11 protein-coding genes and 2 pseudogenes are annotated in these 16,443 nt (G+C 73.3%); 10 read left to right on the forward strand and 3 right to left on the reverse strand.

Annotation, left to right across the window (positions count from 1 at the left end):
- The first annotated feature begins 11 nt into the window (after positions 1 to 11).
- From ACFO6Q_RS04925 to ACFO6Q_RS04970, 10 genes are all read left to right on the forward strand, one after another.
- Positions 12 to 404 carry a hypothetical protein gene (locus tag ACFO6Q_RS04925; RefSeq protein WP_380019441.1) on the forward strand — a complete coding sequence of 131 codons (393 nt, stop codon included), beginning with the start codon at positions 12 to 14 and terminating at the stop codon, positions 402 to 404.
- Positions 405 to 475: 71 nt separating this feature from the next.
- Positions 476 to 2,866 carry a winged helix-turn-helix domain-containing protein gene (locus ACFO6Q_RS04930; RefSeq protein WP_380019442.1) on the forward strand — a complete coding sequence of 797 codons (2,391 nt, stop codon included), beginning with the start codon at positions 476 to 478 and terminating at the stop codon, positions 2,864 to 2,866.
- Positions 2,867 to 3,079: 213 nt separating this feature from the next.
- The gene (locus tag ACFO6Q_RS04935) at positions 3,080 to 4,288 is read left to right on the forward strand and encodes a Kelch repeat-containing protein (protein ID WP_380019443.1); all 1,209 of its coding nucleotides are present in this window, start codon (positions 3,080 to 3,082) and stop codon (positions 4,286 to 4,288) included.
- Positions 4,289 to 4,358: 70 nt separating this feature from the next.
- Positions 4,359 to 5,954, forward strand: a complete 1,596-nt coding sequence (locus tag ACFO6Q_RS04940) for a phytoene desaturase family protein (protein ID WP_380019444.1) — start codon at positions 4,359 to 4,361, stop codon at positions 5,952 to 5,954.
- A gap of 164 nt (positions 5,955 to 6,118) precedes the next feature.
- On the forward strand, positions 6,119 to 6,556 hold the full coding sequence (locus tag ACFO6Q_RS04945) for a YybH family protein (protein WP_380019446.1): 438 nt from the start codon (positions 6,119 to 6,121) through the stop codon (positions 6,554 to 6,556).
- Positions 6,528 to 7,817, forward strand: coding sequence for an MFS transporter (locus ACFO6Q_RS04950; RefSeq protein ID WP_380019448.1), 1,290 nt, complete (start codon positions 6,528 to 6,530; stop codon positions 7,815 to 7,817). The genes ACFO6Q_RS04945 and ACFO6Q_RS04950 overlap by 29 nt, the downstream gene beginning before the upstream one ends.
- Before the next feature lie 326 nt (positions 7,818 to 8,143).
- Positions 8,144 to 10,798 carry a hypothetical protein gene (locus ACFO6Q_RS04955; protein ID WP_380019449.1) on the forward strand — a complete coding sequence of 885 codons (2,655 nt, stop codon included), beginning with the start codon at positions 8,144 to 8,146 and terminating at the stop codon, positions 10,796 to 10,798.
- A gap of 196 nt (positions 10,799 to 10,994) precedes the next feature.
- Complete coding sequence (locus ACFO6Q_RS04960; RefSeq protein WP_380019450.1) at positions 10,995 to 12,041, forward strand: DUF3617 domain-containing protein; 1,047 nt, start codon at positions 10,995 to 10,997, stop codon at positions 12,039 to 12,041.
- A gap of 1 nt (position 12,042) precedes the next feature.
- Positions 12,043 to 12,867, forward strand: a complete 825-nt coding sequence (locus ACFO6Q_RS04965; protein WP_380019451.1) for a D-alanyl-D-alanine carboxypeptidase family protein — start codon at positions 12,043 to 12,045, stop codon at positions 12,865 to 12,867.
- Positions 12,867 to 14,213, forward strand: coding sequence for a hypothetical protein (locus ACFO6Q_RS04970; protein ID WP_380019453.1), 1,347 nt, complete (start codon positions 12,867 to 12,869; stop codon positions 14,211 to 14,213). Before ACFO6Q_RS04965 ends, ACFO6Q_RS04970 begins: the two co-directional genes overlap by 1 nt.
- 81 nt (positions 14,214 to 14,294) lie before the next feature.
- Here ACFO6Q_RS04970 and ACFO6Q_RS04975 read toward each other — a convergent pair.
- The 3 genes and pseudogenes from ACFO6Q_RS04975 to ACFO6Q_RS04985 all read right to left on the reverse strand — a co-directional run.
- Positions 14,295 to 15,395 (reverse strand): annotated as a pseudogene (locus tag ACFO6Q_RS04975) (DNA primase); the annotation flags it as partial.
- A 144-nt stretch (positions 15,396 to 15,539) separates the two neighbouring features.
- A pseudogene (locus tag ACFO6Q_RS04980) lies at positions 15,540 to 16,202 on the reverse strand (DNA primase); the annotation flags it as partial.
- A gap of 42 nt (positions 16,203 to 16,244) precedes the next feature.
- Positions 16,245 to 16,439 (reverse strand): PspC domain-containing protein, encoded by a 195-nt coding sequence (locus tag ACFO6Q_RS04985; protein ID WP_380019454.1) that lies wholly within the window; start codon positions 16,437 to 16,439, stop codon positions 16,245 to 16,247.
- Positions 16,440 to 16,443 lie beyond the last annotated feature (4 nt).

Consider the following 16,443-nt stretch of genomic DNA (forward strand, 5'->3'; position numbering starts at 1 on the left):
CTGGCCGTCCGATGATCCCGCCGCTGCTCGCCGCCCTCGGTCTCGCCACGGCCGGCGCGCCGCCGCCGGCGCTCAGCGTGACGTTCCCCGACCGCACCAACCCGAACTACTACAACGTCATGACCTGCCGCGGCGCGCTCGTGCGGCGCACGCGCCTGCGCGTCGGCAGGGACGGCGCGCCGGCGACGAAGAACGGCGAGGTCGTGTTCCGCTGCGACGGTCCGATGACCACGCACGTCGAACGCATCGAGCGCGAACCCACGCACTATCGCGACACCGACTGGGCGTGGCGCTTCGAGAGCGCGGACGGGCGCGAGATCCTGTCCGGCTACGGCGCGAAGATGCTGTCGCCGCCGCGGCAGGGGCTGGGCTTCTACGTGCGCGAAGGCTACCTCGATCCGTGATCATCCACCGCGGCGCGGCGGTTGCGCCGTGCCGTTGACCCGACTCCGCCGCTGACCTCCTTCCGCCGCGCATGGCTTTGGTTTCCTATCGCTTTGGTGCGTTCCAGCTCGATCCCGCCACGCGCACGCTGCTGCGCGACGGCGCCGCGACGACGCTGCCGCCGAAGGCGCTCGACCTGATCGTGTACCTGATCGAGCGGCGCGACCGCGCGGTCGGGCGCGACGAGCTGATCGCGGCGGTGTGGGGCCGGGTCGACATCACCGACAACGCGCTCGGCCAGGTCGTGCTGCAGGCGCGGCGCGCGCTCGACGATGGCGGCGACGGCGGCCAGCGCAGCATCGTCACCGTGCCGCGCTTCGGCTACCGCTGGGCCGCGCCGGTGACGACCGAGGCGCCGCCGGCGAAGGCGCAGGCCGCCGTCGAGCTTGCGGCGCCTGCGGTGACGTCGCCGCAGGTCGCAGCGCCGTCGCCCGCGCCCGATCGCCGCCGGCGCTGGCGCTGGCCGGCCGTCGCGGCAGCGCTCCTGCTCGCCGTCGCCGCGCTGTGGTTCGGCCTGCGCGGCGCGCGGCATCCGCCCGCCGCCGCTCCCGCCGCCCTGGTCGTGCTGCCGGTGGTCGTGGACGGGCCGTCGACGGCGGCGTGGGTGCGTCTGGGCATCATGGATCTCGTCGCGCAGCGCCTGCGCGCGTCCGGCCAGACGGTCGTGCCGAGCGACAACATCGTCGGCCTCGCCGCGCGCTACACCGACGCCAAGGGCACGCTCGACGCCGAGGCGCTGGCCGCGGCCGCCGGCGCTGGCCTCGTCGTCGACGCCAGCGCGCGCCTGGTCGGCGAGCGCTGGCAGGTCGTGCTGAAGGCGCGCGGCCGCAACGCGCGCGCCGAGGGCGAGGACGCCGACGTGATCGTCGCCGCGCGTCTGGCCGCGGACCGCCTGGCGCTCGCGCTCGGGCTGCAGCCGGCGGCGAGCGACGACACCGGCGGCGCCGGCCGCCTGCTGCAGCAGGCACGCGCGGCGATCCTGTCCGAGCAGCTCGACGCCGCGCGCAAGCTGCTGCTGGAAGCCGGCGCCGACGCACGCGCGCAGCCGGAGGTGCGCTTCCATCTGGCCGAGATCGATTTCCGCGCCGGCCGGCTCGACGAGGCGCAGCGGGCGCTGACCGAGCAGCTCGCCGACGGCAGCGCCGACGAGCCGCTGCTGCACGCGCGCATCCTCAACACGCTGGCCAACATCGCCTACCAGCGCAACCAGCCGGGCCAGGTCGAGGCCTATGCCGAGCAGGCGCTGCGCTGGCTCGCCGACCACGACGACCCGGAGGAGACCGGGCGCGCGATGCTCGGCCGCGCCAGCGCACGCACCGCCCTGCATCGCTACGACGCGGCGCTGGCCGACTACGCGCAGGCGCGCGTCGCCTTCGCCGCGGCCGGCGACCGCCGCGCGCTGGCGCGCGTGGACACCTACGTCGCCCTGCTCGACGTCAACCGCGACCGTCCCGGCGAGGCGCTGCCGATGCTGCGCGACGCGGTCGAGCGCCTGCGCACCTACGACGCGGTGGTGGAGGAGCTGCACGGCCGCGTCGGCATCGTCATGGCCGAGCTGGCGATGCTCGATCCGGCCGCCGCGCTCGGCCAGTGCGCCCGCCTGGACGAGCTGACCGCGCGCGTCTCCGACCCGCGCCGCAAGCACTACGCCGGCCTGGTCTGCGTCGACGCGCTGATCGCCGGCGGCAAGCTCGGCGAGGCGGGCGCGCGCCTGCGCACGATCCGCGAGCAGGCGGGCGTGCCGGAGCGGAGCCTGCTGCATCAGTCCGAGTTCCAGCTGCACCGCCTCGGCGCCGAACTCGCCTTCGCCATCGACGACGCGAAGACCGCCGCCGACGAGGCCGCCGCGGCCCTGGCCCTGCCGGCCGGCTACGACTCGGCCGGCGCGCGCGCCCGCGTGCTGTGGCTGGCCCTGCGCGCGCAGCTCGCCCTCGGCCGGCCGCAGGACGCGGCGCAGACCGCGACGGCGGCCCGGCGCCTGGCCGCGGACAAGCAGGACGAGGCCGACCAGCGCGTGTTCACCGCGCTGGTCGCGGCCGGACAGGCGCTGGCCGTGAGCGACGTCGCCGCCGCCGAGGCGGCGTTCGCCGATTCGGCCAGGGCCGCCGACGCCAGCCGTGTGCCGGCCAACGTGCTCGCCGCGGCGCAGGCACAGGGCACCTATCTGATCGACCGCGGCGAGCTCGACCGCGCCGGCGTCGTCGTCGGCCGCGTCGCGCGCTGGGCCGCGCGCAGCTTCGAGGCCTCCCTGCTGCAGGCCCAGCTGTATCGCGCGCTCGACCAGCAGGCGCCCTGGCAGGAAGCGCTGCGCCAGGCGTCCGCGCTGGCCGGCGAGCGCGTGATCCCGCCGCGCCTGCGCTCGCCCAGGCCACGGCTGCAGCTCGGCGACACGCCCGCTAACGGCGGCCAAACGCCGCACTAACGAAAACGGCATGCCGTTGCGGCGTGCCGGAGCCATGGTCGGGGCCGGCCCTTGGGGCGAGCGGACGGGGAGCGCCGCGCCCGGGCGGACGATCGCACCCCCGAGCGCGACGTCCGCCCCTCCTCTGGCGCGACGCTCCTGCCGCGCGCCCCTCGGGCCGGAACGGTCCTGGGGACCGTTCCCTTCCTTTTTCGGCTTCGGGAGATTCCGGCAATGCTTCGTTTCGGCAACGATTTCCTCGGGCGCGTCCGCCGCGCCGCGCTGTTCGCCTCGCTCGCCTTCGCCCCGTCCGCCTACGCGGAAGGCTTCGTGCAGGTCGACGACATGGCTTCCGCGCGCGCGCTGCACGGCGCCGCCGCCTTGCCGGACGGGCGCGTCCTGGTGATCGGCGGCATCGCCGATTTCGGCAACTTCGTCGGCATCGCCGAGCTGTACGACCCGGCCACCGGCGGCTTCACCGGCACCGGCCTGCCGAACCGGGGCCGCATGCGCCCGACCACGGTGCCGCTCGCCGACGGCCGCGTCTTCGTCTACGGCGGGCAGGGCGACGGCGGCTACTTCAGCGACGCGGAGATCTACAACCCGGCCACCGGCCAGTTCACCGCCGCCGGCAGCACGAGCACCGTGCGCTACGTCGTCACCGCGGTCCTGCTGGCGGACGGCAAGGTGCTGCTCGCCGGCGGCTTCAACCGCGAGACCGGCCCGCTGTCCACCGCCGAGATCTTCGATCCGGCCACCGGCCAGTTCACGCCGACCGGCAGCCTCAGCCGGCCGCGCATCCAGGTCACCGCCGCGGTGCTGCTGCACGACGGCCGCGTGCTGATCGCCGGCGGCAACAACGAGGAGGACGGCCAGCTCGCCAGCGCCGAACTCTACGATCCGGCCACGGGCACGTTCTCGCTGACCGGGCAGATGCCCGAGCCGCGCGACAACCACGACGCGATCGTGCTGCAGGACGGCCGCGTGCTGATCGTCGGCGGCGATTTCGGCGTGGAGGACAACGGCTTTCCGCACTACCTCGCGCAGTCGCTGCTGTACGACCCGGCCAGCGGCCAGTTCGCACCGACCGGCAGCCTCGCGCACCCGCGCGACTTTCCCGCCACCGCCGTGCTGCAGGACGGCCGCGTGCTGGTCGCCGGCGGTTCGCACCTGAGCGGCAATCCCGGCACGGTGACGGTCGCCGAAGGCGAGCTGTACGACCCGGCGACCGGCACGTTCAGCGAGGCCGGCTCGATGGTCGTGCCGCGCGACGAACCGGTCGCGGCCAACCTGCAGGACGGTTCGGTGCTGCTGGTCGGCGGCTGGGCCTTCGCCGGCGACACCGTCGGCGACATGCCGAGCGCGGCGGCCGAACGCTACGTGCCCGCCGTGCAGGACTCGATCTTCGAGAACGGCTTCGACGGCGCGCCCGAACGCCGCTGAGAGGTATCGCGCGGCCGGGCGCAGCATGGCCCGGCCGCGCCCGCGGCGGGCTTCGTGTGACAATCGCGCGATGACGAATTCCGCATACGACGCGATCCTGATCGGCGGCGGCCACAACGGCCTGGTCTGCGCGACCTACCTGGCCAAGGCCGGGCTCAAGGTGCTGGTGCTCGAGCGGCGCGGCGTGGTCGGCGGCGCCGCGGTGACCGAGGAGTTCCACCCCGGCTTCCGCAATTCGGTCGCCGCGTACACGGTCTCGCTGCTGCAGCCGAAGGTGAACCGCGACCTCGAGCTGGACAGGCACGGGCTGCGCGTCGTGCTGCGCCGTGCGAACAACTTCCTGCCGCGGCCCGACGGCAGCTACCTGCTCACCGGTGCCGGCCGCACGCGCGAGGAAGTGGCGAAGTTCTCGCGCAAGGACGCCGACGCGCTGCCCGAGTACGAGCGCCGCCTCGACGCGATCGCCGACGTGCTGCGCGCGCTCGCGCTGGAGCCGCCGCCGAACGTCACCGACGGCGGCTGGCTGAAGGCGCTGCCGGAACTGGCGCGCGCCGGACGCCTGGGCAAGCGGCTCAGCGCGCTCGACGCGCCCCTGCGCAACGACCTGCTCGACCTGTTCACCATCTCGGCCGCCGAGTACCTCGACCGCTTCTTCGAGAGCGAGCCGATCAAGGCGGTGCTCGGCTTCGACGGCGTGGTCGGCAACTACGCCAGCCCCTACACGCCGGGCAGCGCCTACGTGCTGCTGCATCACGTGTTCGGCGAGGTGAACGGCGTCAAGGGCGCCTGGGGCCACGCGATCGGCGGCATGGGCGCGATCACGCAGGCGATGGCGAAGGCGGCCATCGCCGCCGGCGTGGAGATCCGCACCGGCTGCGGCGTGCGCGAGGTGGTGGTCGAGGCCGGGCGCGCCGTCGGCGTCGTCACCGACGCCAGCGATACGCTGCGCGCGCGCGCGATTGTCGCCAACGTGAACCCGAAGCTGCTCTACGAGCGCCTGCTCGCGCCGGCCGCGGTGCCGGCGCCCACGCGCGAGCGCATGGCGAACTGGCGCTGCGGCTCGGGCACGTTCCGCATGAACGTCGCGCTGTCGCGCCTGCCGGATTTCTCCTGCCTGCCCGGCGAAGGCGACCACCTGACCGCCGGCATCATCCTGGCGCCGAGCCTGGACTACATGGACCGCGCCTACCTCGACGCGCGCGCGCACGGCTGGTCGCGCGAGCCGATCGTCGAGATGCTGATCCCGTCGACGCTGGACGATTCGCTCGCGCCGCCGGGCGGCCACGTCGCCAGCCTGTTCTGCCAGCACGTCGCGCCGGTGCTGCCCGATGGCGCGAGCTGGGACGCGCACCGCGAGGAAGTCGCCGACCTCATGATCGACACGGTCGAACGCTACGCGCCGGGCTTCAAGGCCTCCGTGCTCGGCCGGCAGGTCAAGTCGCCGCTCGATCTCGAACGCGACTTCGGCCTGATCGGCGGCGACATCTTCCACGGCGCGCTGTCGCTCAACCAGCTGTTCAGCGCGCGGCCGATGCTCGGCCAGGCGGACTACCGCGGCGCGCTGCCGGGCCTGTACCTGTGCGGCGCCGGCACGCATCCCGGCGGCGGCGTGACGGGTGCGCCGGGGCACAACGCGGCGAAGGCGATCACGCGCGACCTGCGTTGAGCGGCGGCAACGCCATCGCGCAAGCGCGGTCACCCGCGCGGTGGGCGGAAGCGGAAATACTGCGCCGATGCCCTGACCGCTGCTGCGGCGGTCGTCGACGGAGTCCCGCCATGACGAAGTTTCCGCGTTTCCCGATCCTCCCCGCGGCGGCCCTGCCGGTCGCCATGCTGCTCGCCGCCTGCGGCACCACGGCGTCGCGGCCTTCGCGCGACGAGGCCGCGCGCGAGGTCGAGGCGGCCGAGCGCGCGTTCGCGCAGACCATGGCGCGGCGCGACCATGCCGCCTTCACGCGCTTCCTCGCCGACGAGGCGATCTTCTTCGGCGATTCCGGGCCGCTGCGCGGCAAGGCGGCGGTCGCGCAGGGCTGGGCGCCGTTCTTCAAGGGCACGACGGCGCCGTTTTCGTGGGAGCCGGAGCGGGTGGAGGTGCTGGAATCGGGTACGCTCGCGCTCAGTACCGGACCGGTGCGTACGCCGGACGGGAAGATCGTGGGGGTCTTCAACTCGACCTGGCGCCGCGAGGCGCCGGGGACATGGCGCGTCGTTTTCGACAAGGGTGGCGAAGTCTGTGACGGTGGCAAGCGCGGCGGCGACGGCGGATAGCACGATCCAGGCGAACGGCAAGGGGCGCGTGCTGTTCGCGAGCCTGATCGGCACCACGATCGAGTTCTTCGATTTCTACATCTACGCCACCGCCGCGGTGCTGGTGTTCCCCAAGCTGTTCTTCCCGGCGTCCGATCCGACCTCGGCGCTGCTGTCCTCGCTGGCGACGTTCGCGCTGGCGTTCTTCGCGCGACCGATCGGCTCGGCCGTGTTCGGCCACTACGGCGACCGCATCGGGCGCAAGGCGACCCTGGTCGCCGCGCTGCTGACGATGGGCGTGTCGACCGTGGTCATCGGCCTGCTGCCGACCTACGACTCGATCGGCCTGTTCGCTCCGCTGCTGCTGATGCTGTGCCGCGTCGGCCAGGGCCTGGGCCTGGGCGGCGAGTGGGGCGGCGCGGTGCTGCTGGCGACCGAGAATGCGCCGCCGCACCGGCGCGCGTGGTACGGCATGTTTCCGCAGCTCGGCGCGCCGATCGGCTTCGTCTGCTCCAGCGGCGTGTTCCTGCTGCTGACCGATTTCCTCGACGATGCGCAGTTCTTCGCCTGGGGCTGGCGCATCCCGTTCCTGGCCAGCTCGCTGCTGGTCGGCGTCGGCCTGTACGTGCGCCTGAAGCTGACCGAGACGCCGGCCTTCCTGCGCGCGATCGAGAACGACGAGCGCGTGCGCCTTCCGATCGCCACCGTGTGCACGCAGCACTGGCGCCCGCTGGCGATCGGCACGTTCGCGGCGATGGCCACCTTCGTGCTGTTCTATCTGATGACCGTGTTCGCGCTGTCCTGGGGCACCACGGCGCTGCAGTATCCGCGCAAGGATTTCCTGCTGCTGCAGATGATCGCGATGTTCGCCTTCGCGATCGGCATCCCGCTTTCCGCCGTGTTCGCCGACCGCCGCGGGCGCCGCGCGATGCTGCTGATCGCGACCGTCGCCATCCTCGTCTTCGGCGCCGCGTTCGCGCCGCTGTTCGTGGCCGGAAATCCGCTGCGGGTGACCGTGTTCCTGGCCTGCGGCCTGTTCCTGATGGGGCTCACCTACGGCCCGCTCGGCACCGCGCTGGCGGAGCTGTTCCCGACCGCGGTGCGCTACACCGGCGCCTCGCTCGCGTTCAACCTCGCCGGCATCCTCGGCGCTTCGCTGGCGCCGTACGCCGCGACCTGGCTGGCCGCGCACCATGGCGTGCAGGCGGTCGGCTACTACCTCAGCGGCGCCGCGCTGATCACCCTGCTCGCGCTGCTGGCGATCCGGCGGCCGGCCGCCTGAGACGCGATCCGCGCCGGCGATCGTCAACGAGTGCAACGGGTGCGTGCACCGACGCGCCGGCCGAGCCGGCCGTGCGACACCGCGCCGGAGCCGATCGCGACGTGCGACGGCCACGGCGGGCGTGAGTGACGGTGAGTTTTCGTGAGCGTGGGTGCATGACTCGCCGCCGACCCGTTCGTACCCTGCGCGCCGACTCGACGGCCCGACGCCAGGCGTCGCCGCGAGCCTTGGCCGCGCGGTGACGCGCGGCCGGAACGTCGCGGCCGCCATCGGGTCGCGCCGCCGCCGCGGGATCGCGGGCGGCGGGAACACGCAGGAACTTCACTATGTCGCCGACCAGACCCGCCGGATACGCGCCGCCGCGTTCGCGCGCCGCACGGTCGCGTCGCTGGCTGCCGTCGATCCTGCTGCTGGCCGGCACGCTCGCGTGCGCCGAAGGTTCGCGCAGCCTGTATCCGGCCGGTTATGCCGGCGCGCGCGGTGCGATGGAAATCGGTGGCGACCGGCTCGTGTTCGTCTACGCACGGCAGGGCGAGTACGTCCTGCTCGGTTCGCGCAACCGCGGCAGCGGCGGCGACATCCTCGTTCATGCGCCGCAGGCGTCCGCCGGCACGGCAGACGTCGCGTCGTCGGCGACGGCGGATTTTCGCTGCAGCTCGCAGCGCGGCCGCGGCGCGATCGCCGGCCGCGCGCAGGAGCTGGCCGGTCCGCACAGCGCGGACGGTACGTCGACCGTGCGCGACGGCTTCGCACCGTGCTGGTACGTCGCGCCGCGCAGCGGGCTCTACGGCGTGCACTTCACCGGGGCGACCCGCGGCGCGCGCGGCAACGACGGTTCGCTCGCCCATCCGCCGGTGCTGGCCGGCTTCGTCTCCGCCTGGGACGTGAGCGTGCGCAGCGGCGCCGGCTCGCTGGCCGACCTGGACGGGCGCGTGTTCGCCCATGCGCTCTCGCTCGACACCGGCACCGGCCGCGGTCTCCACGGCAGTCTCCACGTCGTGTCGACGGACGGCCATCGCTACCGCCGGACCTTCCGCGGCGACGCGGCAGGCCGTGCGACGTTCGAAGCGAACAGGGCGGACGACTCCGCGCGGCATCCGGTCTTCTTCAGCGACGTCGCGCCGGACGGGCCGAACGCCACCGAGGTCGACCGCGTGCTCGGCGCGCTCGCCATTGCGCTGCAGCCGGCCGCGCCGCGGCTGACCAGTCCGACCTTCGCCGGCGACGTCGGCGTCGGCGCGTCGACGGTGGCGGCCGGAGGAACGTTCGCGTTCACCACGGCGCATGCGCATTCCTACGAGATCGTCGTCAGTCGCGACGGCATGGATTTCGATCCGGCCGCGCGCACCAATCGCGTGCTGACCGGCGTCGCGGTGGACGGCGGCCAGCAGGTGCCGTGGGATGGCCGCGACAACGCCGGCCGGGCGTTCCCCGCCGGTCGCCACGCCTATCGCGTCGTCGCCCGCGGCGGCGAGATGCGCATCCCGGCGATCGGCGTTGCCGCAGCTCCCGATGCCGGCGTGATCCTGACCCGTCTCGACGATGCGCCGGAACCGCCGGCGTCCTCCGGCGGCGATTCCGCGGCGATCGACGAGCGCGACGCCGCGATCGAAGGCGGTGAACGTCCCGCGCCGGAGGAGTCCGACGCCTTCGTCGAACCGCTCGCGATCGTGGCTCCGTTCCGCGGCGTGGACGTCGGCACCACGGCCGCGCTCGCGCCGTCCGTCCGCGACGGTGTCGGCAGCGGCGGCTTCGCGTTCCGCAACTCCGGCGATGCGCCGGCGAGCGGCGTCGTCTACCGCGCCCGGATCGGCGATCCGCTCCGGCCGGGGACGTGTCCGGACGCGGTGGATTTCACGCAGCTGCCGTCCGGTGTCGCCGCGGCCTACCAGCCGGCGCCCGCCTGCGCGATCCGCTTCGACGGCATGCCGCACACGCTCGGCCCCGGCGCCACGCTGAGCTTCGGTCTGCGCTTCGTCGTCGCCGCGACCAATGCCGGACCGATATCGCTTTCGACGGCGGTCGCCGCGTCGAACGAGGCACCGCAGGCGCCGGCACCCAATACGGCGCAGGCTCGCAGCGCGGTCGCCGCTCCGCAGGTGAGCGTGGCCGCGAGTTCGATGCCGGGTGTCGCTTCACCGGTGAACGCCGGCGACACGATCGGCTACGCGCTCGGCGTGACGATCGCGAACGCGCCGCTGGCCGCGCCGCTGGTGCTCGACGACACGCTCGGCAGCGGCCTCGGCTTCGGCGGCGTGATCGATGCGGGCGCCTTCGACTGCGGCGGCGCGCTGCGCTGCGTGCTGCCGGCGGGCACGCCGCCCGGCAGCTACACGCTGACGTACGCGGCGACGGTGCAGCCGTCCGCGCAGGTGCGCGTCGCGAACAATGTCGTGGCCAGTGGCGGAGGCGGCACGCTGACCTGCGATCCGTGCAGCGTCACACACGCGCTGCCGGCGCCGCTCGTCGAGGTGAGCGTGTCGTCGGAGCCGCCGATCGGCACGGACGTCGCCGCCGGGCGCGTGATCGTCTACACGCTGACCGCCACCGTCACCGGCGCCACGCTGACGTCGCCGCTGACCTTGAGCGAAGCGTCCGGCGCGGGCCTGGATTTCGGCGGCGTGATCGACGCGGGCGACTTCCGCTGCAGCGGCCGCCTGGACTGCGCGCTGCCGGCCGGAACGGCGCCGGGCGCCTATTCGCTCACGTACGCGGCCACGGTTGCGGCGGATGCGGGCAATGCGGTCGCGAGCCGTGTCGACGCCGACGGCGGTGGTCCGGCCGAGCCGGACTGCGCGCGCTGCGTCGCGCGGCACCCACTGCACGAAACGGTCACGCGAACCGGGCGCCGCATCCATCGCGCGGCGTCCGCGCCGGCGGCGAATGCGCCACAGCCGGTGCCCGGCGGCGGCCGCTGGGCGCTGCTGCTGCTGGCCGGCGCGCTGGTCGCCGCCGCCGCGCAGCGGCGCGCCCGACGCTGAGCCGCCGCACGCGGTTCCCGCCGCGATTTCCCTTTCGGCCGGCCCATGCATGCCGGCCCCCGCACCCGGCCAGCGATGGCCGGGTTTTTTTTTATGGTGCGCTCGCGAGGTGTCGGAATCGCGCGTTGAGGTTTCCCGCGCGCTTGTGCGTAACAGCACAGGCCCGGCGCCTTTCCGCGCCGCACGGAGCCGTTCCATGAAACCGTTCCTCCCGCGCCGCGTCGTCGCCGCCGCGCTGTTCTGCACGGCCGTCGCCGCTTCCGCCGCGCCCGACAGCGGCGATCGCTACCGCGTCACCAGCAAGATGCAGATGGCAGGCATGTCGATGCCGGCCAAGCCGGTGGAAGTGTGCACCGCGCGCGCCAATCCGGTCAGCGAGCAGGCGGTCCCGAAGGACAAGGACTGCCAGGTGCAGAACTTCCGCGTCGAGGGCAGCAAGGCCTCGTACCACGTCGTGTGCACCGGCAAGAACGCGATGACCAGCGACGGCGAGATGGAGACGCTGCCCGACGGCTACCGCGGCAGCATGAAGGCGCAGGTGCAGGGCCAGCAGATCACGATGAGCTACGAAGGCAAGCGCATCGGCGGCTGCGACTACGCGAGCGAATCGCCCGAAGCGATGGGCAAGGCACTGACCGCGCAGGCCTGCGAGGCGCAGCTGGGTTCGGTCGTGTCGTATTCGATGTACGTCGGCCCGAAGGCGGCGTGTCCGACGTACAAGGCGAAGTTCTGCGCCAACGTGAACCGCACTGCGGAACAGATCGCCGATCCGGCGCGCTTCGCCGAGACCGAGCGCACGATGGGTGCTGCGATCTGGCCGGCGATCGAAGGCTGCGGCGGTTCGCGAACGGCGATCCTCGGCAAGGCCTGCGGCCGCGCGGAATCGGGCGGCGATCTCGACTTCGTCGGCGACTACTGTCCCGACCTCGCGCCGCGCCATTGCGCCGACGCCGATCCGAACCGCAGCGGCCGCTTCCTCGTGCGGCACTGCGCCGAGCGCGCCCGCTCGCTCGCCGCGCAGCAGTGCGAAGGCCGCGGCTACACCGCGATGCAGTCCTCGCCGTACCGCGGCTTCTGCAACAGCTACGCGGCCGAGCGCCTGCGCGAGCGCAACGCGGCCGCGCAGCGGCAGGCCACGGACGGTGCCGCCGCGACGGCACCGGCGACGCACGACGCGCCGGCGAAGAAGCCGTCAATCGGCGATCGCTTCAAGGCGCTCAAGGATCGCCTCGGCGGCGGTTGAGATGCGCCGCGTCGCCGCGCTCGCGCTGTTCGCCTGCGCGGCCGTGCGCGCCACGCAGGCGCCGGTCGCGCCGATCGATGCGTATCCCGACGTGGCGGAGGCGTACTGGGTCGAACTCGACGGCCGGCCGCTGTGGGCCGGCCGTGCCGACGCGCGCCTGCCGATGGCGAGCCTGGCCAAGCTGATGACCGCGCTGGTCGCGGTGGAGCAGGGCGGGCTCGACGCCTGGGCCGAAGTCTCCGCCGGCGCCGCGGCGGAGACCGGCACGCGCATCGGCCTGCGCCGCGGCGAACGCGTCACGCGCCGCGACCTGCTGCTCGCCGCGATGGTGCGTTCGGCCAACGACGCCTGCCGCGCGCTGGCCGACGCCGTCGGCGCGGCCATCGACACACGCGATCCGACCGGCGCGTTCGTCGCGCGCATGAACGTGCGCGCCGGATCGCTTGGCCTGACGAACACGCACTACGCCAATCCCTGCGGCCACGACGAGGCCGCGCAGTACACCAGCGCGCGCGATCTCGCCGTGCTGTCGCGCGCGGTTCTGGCCGAGCCGGTGCTGGCCGAGGCGGCGCAGCGTCGCGAGCTGCGCCTGACCACGCAGGCCGGGCGCACGCTGTCCGCGCGCACGACGAACGCGCTGCTCGACGGCCTCGCCGGCGCGCGCGGCCTCAAGACCGGCACCACGCCGGCCGCCGGGCGCTGCCTCGTCGCCGTGGTCGAACGCGGCGGCCGCCGCGTGCTCGCCGTGCTGCTGCACGCGCCCGAGCGCTGGTGGGACAGCGTCGGCCTCGTCGAGCTGGCGTTCGACGCATCGATCCAACGCTGATGCGCGCGCCGCACGCGATCGCGATTCTCGCCGGCGCCGTGCTGCTCGCCTACGCGAACGCGTTCGGCGCGGCGTACCAGTTCGACGACTTCGCCGCGATCCTCGCCCATCCGGCCGCGCAAGGCCTCGCCGGCTGGTGGCAGGCGCTGCCCGGCATCCGCCCGCTGCTGAAACTGAGCTACGCGCTGACCGCCGAACTCGGCGGCGGCGCGGTCGCGGTGCACGCGACGAACATCGCGATCCACGCACTCAATGCCTGCCTGCTGTGGGCGCTGTGGCGGCGCTGGCTGCCGGGGCTGGCGCCGTCGCTCGAATGCGTCGAGCCGGCTGCGCTGCTCGGCGCGCTGCTGTTCGCGCTGCATCCCGCGGCGACCGAAGCGGTCACCTACGCGAGCGGGCGCTCGATCTCGCTCGCCGCCGCGTTCGGACTGGCCGCGCTACTCGCCGACGACGTCGCGCGGGCGCAGCCGTCACGCCGCGTACTGGCTTGGGCCGGCCCTGTGCTGTTCGCGCTCGCGCTTGCCGTGCGCGAAACGGCGCTGGTGATTCCGGCGCTGCCGCTGCTGCGCGCGTGGGCGTGCGGACAGTCCCTGCGCGACGAACTGTGGCGCCTGCGCCGCTACGCCGGCGTGCTGGGCGCAGCCGCGCTCGCCGCGCTGGCGACACCGGGCTACCACGTGTTCTTCGGCGTCAGCCTCGCCACGCGCGATCTCGCCGCGCAGGCGATGGGGCAGGTGCTCGCGCACGGCTATCTGATCGCGCATCCGCTGCTCGGCCGCACCAATGTCGATCCCGACCTGCGCATACCGCCGGCGTGGTCGCTGGCGCTGGTCGCCTGCGCGCTGCTGCTCGTCGCGCTCGTCGCGGTGATGCTCGCCGCGCGCCGCCGCCGGCCGTGGCTGGCGTTCGCGATCGGCTGGTATTTCCTGTGGCTCGCGCCGGCCAATTCGCTGCTGCCGCGCCTGGACCTCGCCAACGACCGGCATCTGTATCCCGCCCTGGCCGGCCCGGCGCTCGCGCTGGCCTGCCTGCTCGCGCGCCGGCACGCCGGCCGCGTGGCGGCACTCGCGCTGTGCGCCGCTCTGACGCTCGCCACGCTCCACCGCAATGCGGACTACCGCAGCGAAACCGCGTTGTGGCAGGCCACCGTGCGCGACTCGCCGCGCAAGTCGCGCGCGTGGCTCAACCTCGGCTACGCCCGCCGCCTCGACGGCGACCTCGTGCAGGCGGCGGCGGCCTACCGTTGCGCGCTGAGGCTCGATCCGGCGAACGCGCAGGCGGCGATCGACCTGGACCTCGTTGCGCCCGGCGATCGCGAGCCGGCGCGGTGTCCGCCGGACGGGTGATCGCCGCGGCAGCGTCGTTCGCGCTGCACGGGTGAAGAACGGTCCCGCCGAAGGCATCTTGCGGAAACGAGGGAACGGCCTTCAGCCGCGCGCGCCCTTGTCCGCGAGCAGGCGGCGCAGTTCTTCCTTTTCCGCGTCCGACAATGAGCCTTCCGCCTGCTGGCGCGAGAGATCGTCGCGGCGCTGGCGCACGGTCTGCCGTTCGAGCTGCGCGATCGCGTCGACGAGTTCGGCGCGTGCCTCGTGCTCGCCGCCGGGAAAGTCGACCACGGCGAGTTTCTGCAGCGCCCTGGCTTCCTCGCGCTCGGCGTAGTGCTCCAGCAGCGCGCCGGTGCTGATCTCCGGCCGCGTGCGACAGAAGTCGAGCAGCTCGATCAGCAGCGCGATGCCGGGCTGGCGCAGTCCGGCGAAGGCCCACGGCGGCTCGAACGCGCTCGCCAGCGACGGCCGCTGTACCAGCAGGGTGATCGCCGCACGCACCAGCGAGCGCTGCTGCGGACGTGCGTTGCGGCCAGCGGACGGGTTCGCGGAGGCGCTTGCCGAAGCCGGCGTGCCGGAAGCGAGCGGCACGGTCCTCACGCCGCTGCGCCGCTCCAGTTCGCCGAACATCAGGTCGCGGAATGCGCCTTCCGGAATCTGGCCGAGCAGCGGACGCGCGCGCTCGGCCAGCCGCGCCTTGCCGTCCAGGCTGGCGAGGTTCACGTCCTTGCCGACTTCGGCGAAGAAGAATTCGCTCAGCGGCGTGGCGTCCTTCAGGCGCTGCTCGAAACCCTCCAGGCCTTCCTTGCGCACCAGCGAATCCGGATCCTCGCCGTCGGGCAGGAACAGGAACAGCGCCTGGCGTCCGTCGCGCATGCGCGGCAGCACCGACTCCACCGCGCGCCACGCCGCCTGGCGTCCGGCGCGGTCGCCGTCGAAGCAGAAGTACACGTCGGCGCACTGGCGGAACAGGATCTCGGCGTGGTCGCGCGTGGTCGCCGTGCCGAGCGTGGCGACTGCCTGCGTGACGCCGAACTGGTGCAGGCTGATCACGTCCATGTAGCCTTCCACGACGATCAGGCGCGGAACCTTCGAGTGCGCCTCGCGCACCTGCCACAGGCCGAACAGCTCGCGGCCCTTGTGGAACAGTGGCGTCTCGGGCGAGTTGAGGTATTTCGGGCCTTCGCCCTTGCGCCCGTCCTGTGCGGCGGAAGGAATTTCAGCTGCAACGTCATGCCCGCGAACGCGGGCATCCACGGAAAGCGGAGAGTTGGATTCTTGCGTTCGCGGGACTGACGGGGTTTCCCGGGAGCTTGCGGTGCCGTCGTCGCCGCCCGATTTCGCCTTCGGCTGGGTCAGTATCCTTCCGCCGAACGCGATCGTGCGCCCGCGCCGATCGAGGATCGGGAACATCACGCGGTCGCGGAAGCGGTCGTAGCGGCTGCCGCGGTCGCCGCTGGTCAGCATGCCGGATTTCTCCAGCAGGGCGATGCGCGGCGCGCTGGTGCCGAGCGCGTTCTTCAGCGCGTCCCAGGCGTCGGGCGCGTAGCCGAGCCGGAAGCGCGCGAGGATCGCCGCGTCCAGGCCGCGCCGCTCGAAGTAGTCGCGCGCGCCGCGGCTGGAGTCGAGCTGGCGCCGGTAGAACCCGGTCGCCGCGTCGAGCAGGTCGTAGAGGTCGCCGACGTCCTCGCGCGGCGCCGCGCGGCCGCCTTCGTAGGGCACCTTCAGGCCGACGCGGTTGGCCAGCTCCTCGACCGCATCGGGGAACTCCAGGCGGTCGTAGTTCATCAGGAAGCCGATCGCGCTGCCGTGCGCGCCGCAGCCGAAGCAGTGGTAGAACTGCTTGGCCGGGCTGACCGTGAACGAGGGCGAGCGCTCGTCGTGGAACGGGCAGCGCGCGGACCAGTCGCGGCCGGCCTTCTTCAGCGGCACGCGTTCCTGGATCACGTCGACGATGTCGACGCGCGCGAGCAGGTCGTCGATGAACTTGTCGGGGATGCGGCCGGCCATCGGACGCCTGGCTAGATCGTCATTCGCAGCGGCACCGCGCAATCAGTCTTCCTGCGGGATCAGCAGCCACAACAGCAGGTACACGAGGATGCCGGGAAACGCCGCGGAGAGGATCGAGACGAGCACGTAGACGATGCGCAGGCCGCGCGCATTGACGCCGAAATGCTGGGCCAGTCCACCGACGACGCCGGCGATCACGCGGTTGCTGCGCGAACGGCGCAGGGGCGAATTCGTCATCGGA

Source organism: Dokdonella ginsengisoli, from assembly GCF_042652785.1.
GTDB classification, from domain to species: domain Bacteria; phylum Pseudomonadota; class Gammaproteobacteria; order Xanthomonadales; family Rhodanobacteraceae; genus Dokdonella_A; species Dokdonella_A ginsengisoli.

Coding starts and splice junctions, on each gene's coding strand:
- ACFO6Q_RS04925 (WP_380019441.1), top strand. CDS start 12: ATGATCCCGCCGCTGCTCGCCGCCCTCGGTCTCGCCACGGCCGGCGCG.
- ACFO6Q_RS04930 (WP_380019442.1), top strand. CDS start 476: ATGGCTTTGGTTTCCTATCGCTTTGGTGCGTTCCAGCTCGATCCCGCC.
- ACFO6Q_RS04935 (WP_380019443.1), top strand. CDS start 3,080: ATGCTTCGTTTCGGCAACGATTTCCTCGGGCGCGTCCGCCGCGCCGCG.
- ACFO6Q_RS04940 (WP_380019444.1), top strand. CDS start 4,359: ATGACGAATTCCGCATACGACGCGATCCTGATCGGCGGCGGCCACAAC.
- ACFO6Q_RS04945 (WP_380019446.1), top strand. CDS start 6,119: ATGCTGCTCGCCGCCTGCGGCACCACGGCGTCGCGGCCTTCGCGCGAC.
- ACFO6Q_RS04955 (WP_380019449.1), top strand. CDS start 8,144: ATGTCGCCGACCAGACCCGCCGGATACGCGCCGCCGCGTTCGCGCGCC.
- ACFO6Q_RS04960 (WP_380019450.1), top strand. CDS start 10,995: ATGAAACCGTTCCTCCCGCGCCGCGTCGTCGCCGCCGCGCTGTTCTGC.
- ACFO6Q_RS04965 (WP_380019451.1), top strand. CDS start 12,043: ATGCGCCGCGTCGCCGCGCTCGCGCTGTTCGCCTGCGCGGCCGTGCGC.
- ACFO6Q_RS04970 (WP_380019453.1), top strand. CDS start 12,867: ATGCGCGCGCCGCACGCGATCGCGATTCTCGCCGGCGCCGTGCTGCTC.
- ACFO6Q_RS04985 (WP_380019454.1), bottom strand. CDS start 16,439: ATGACGAATTCGCCCCTGCGCCGTTCGCGCAGCAACCGCGTGATCGCC.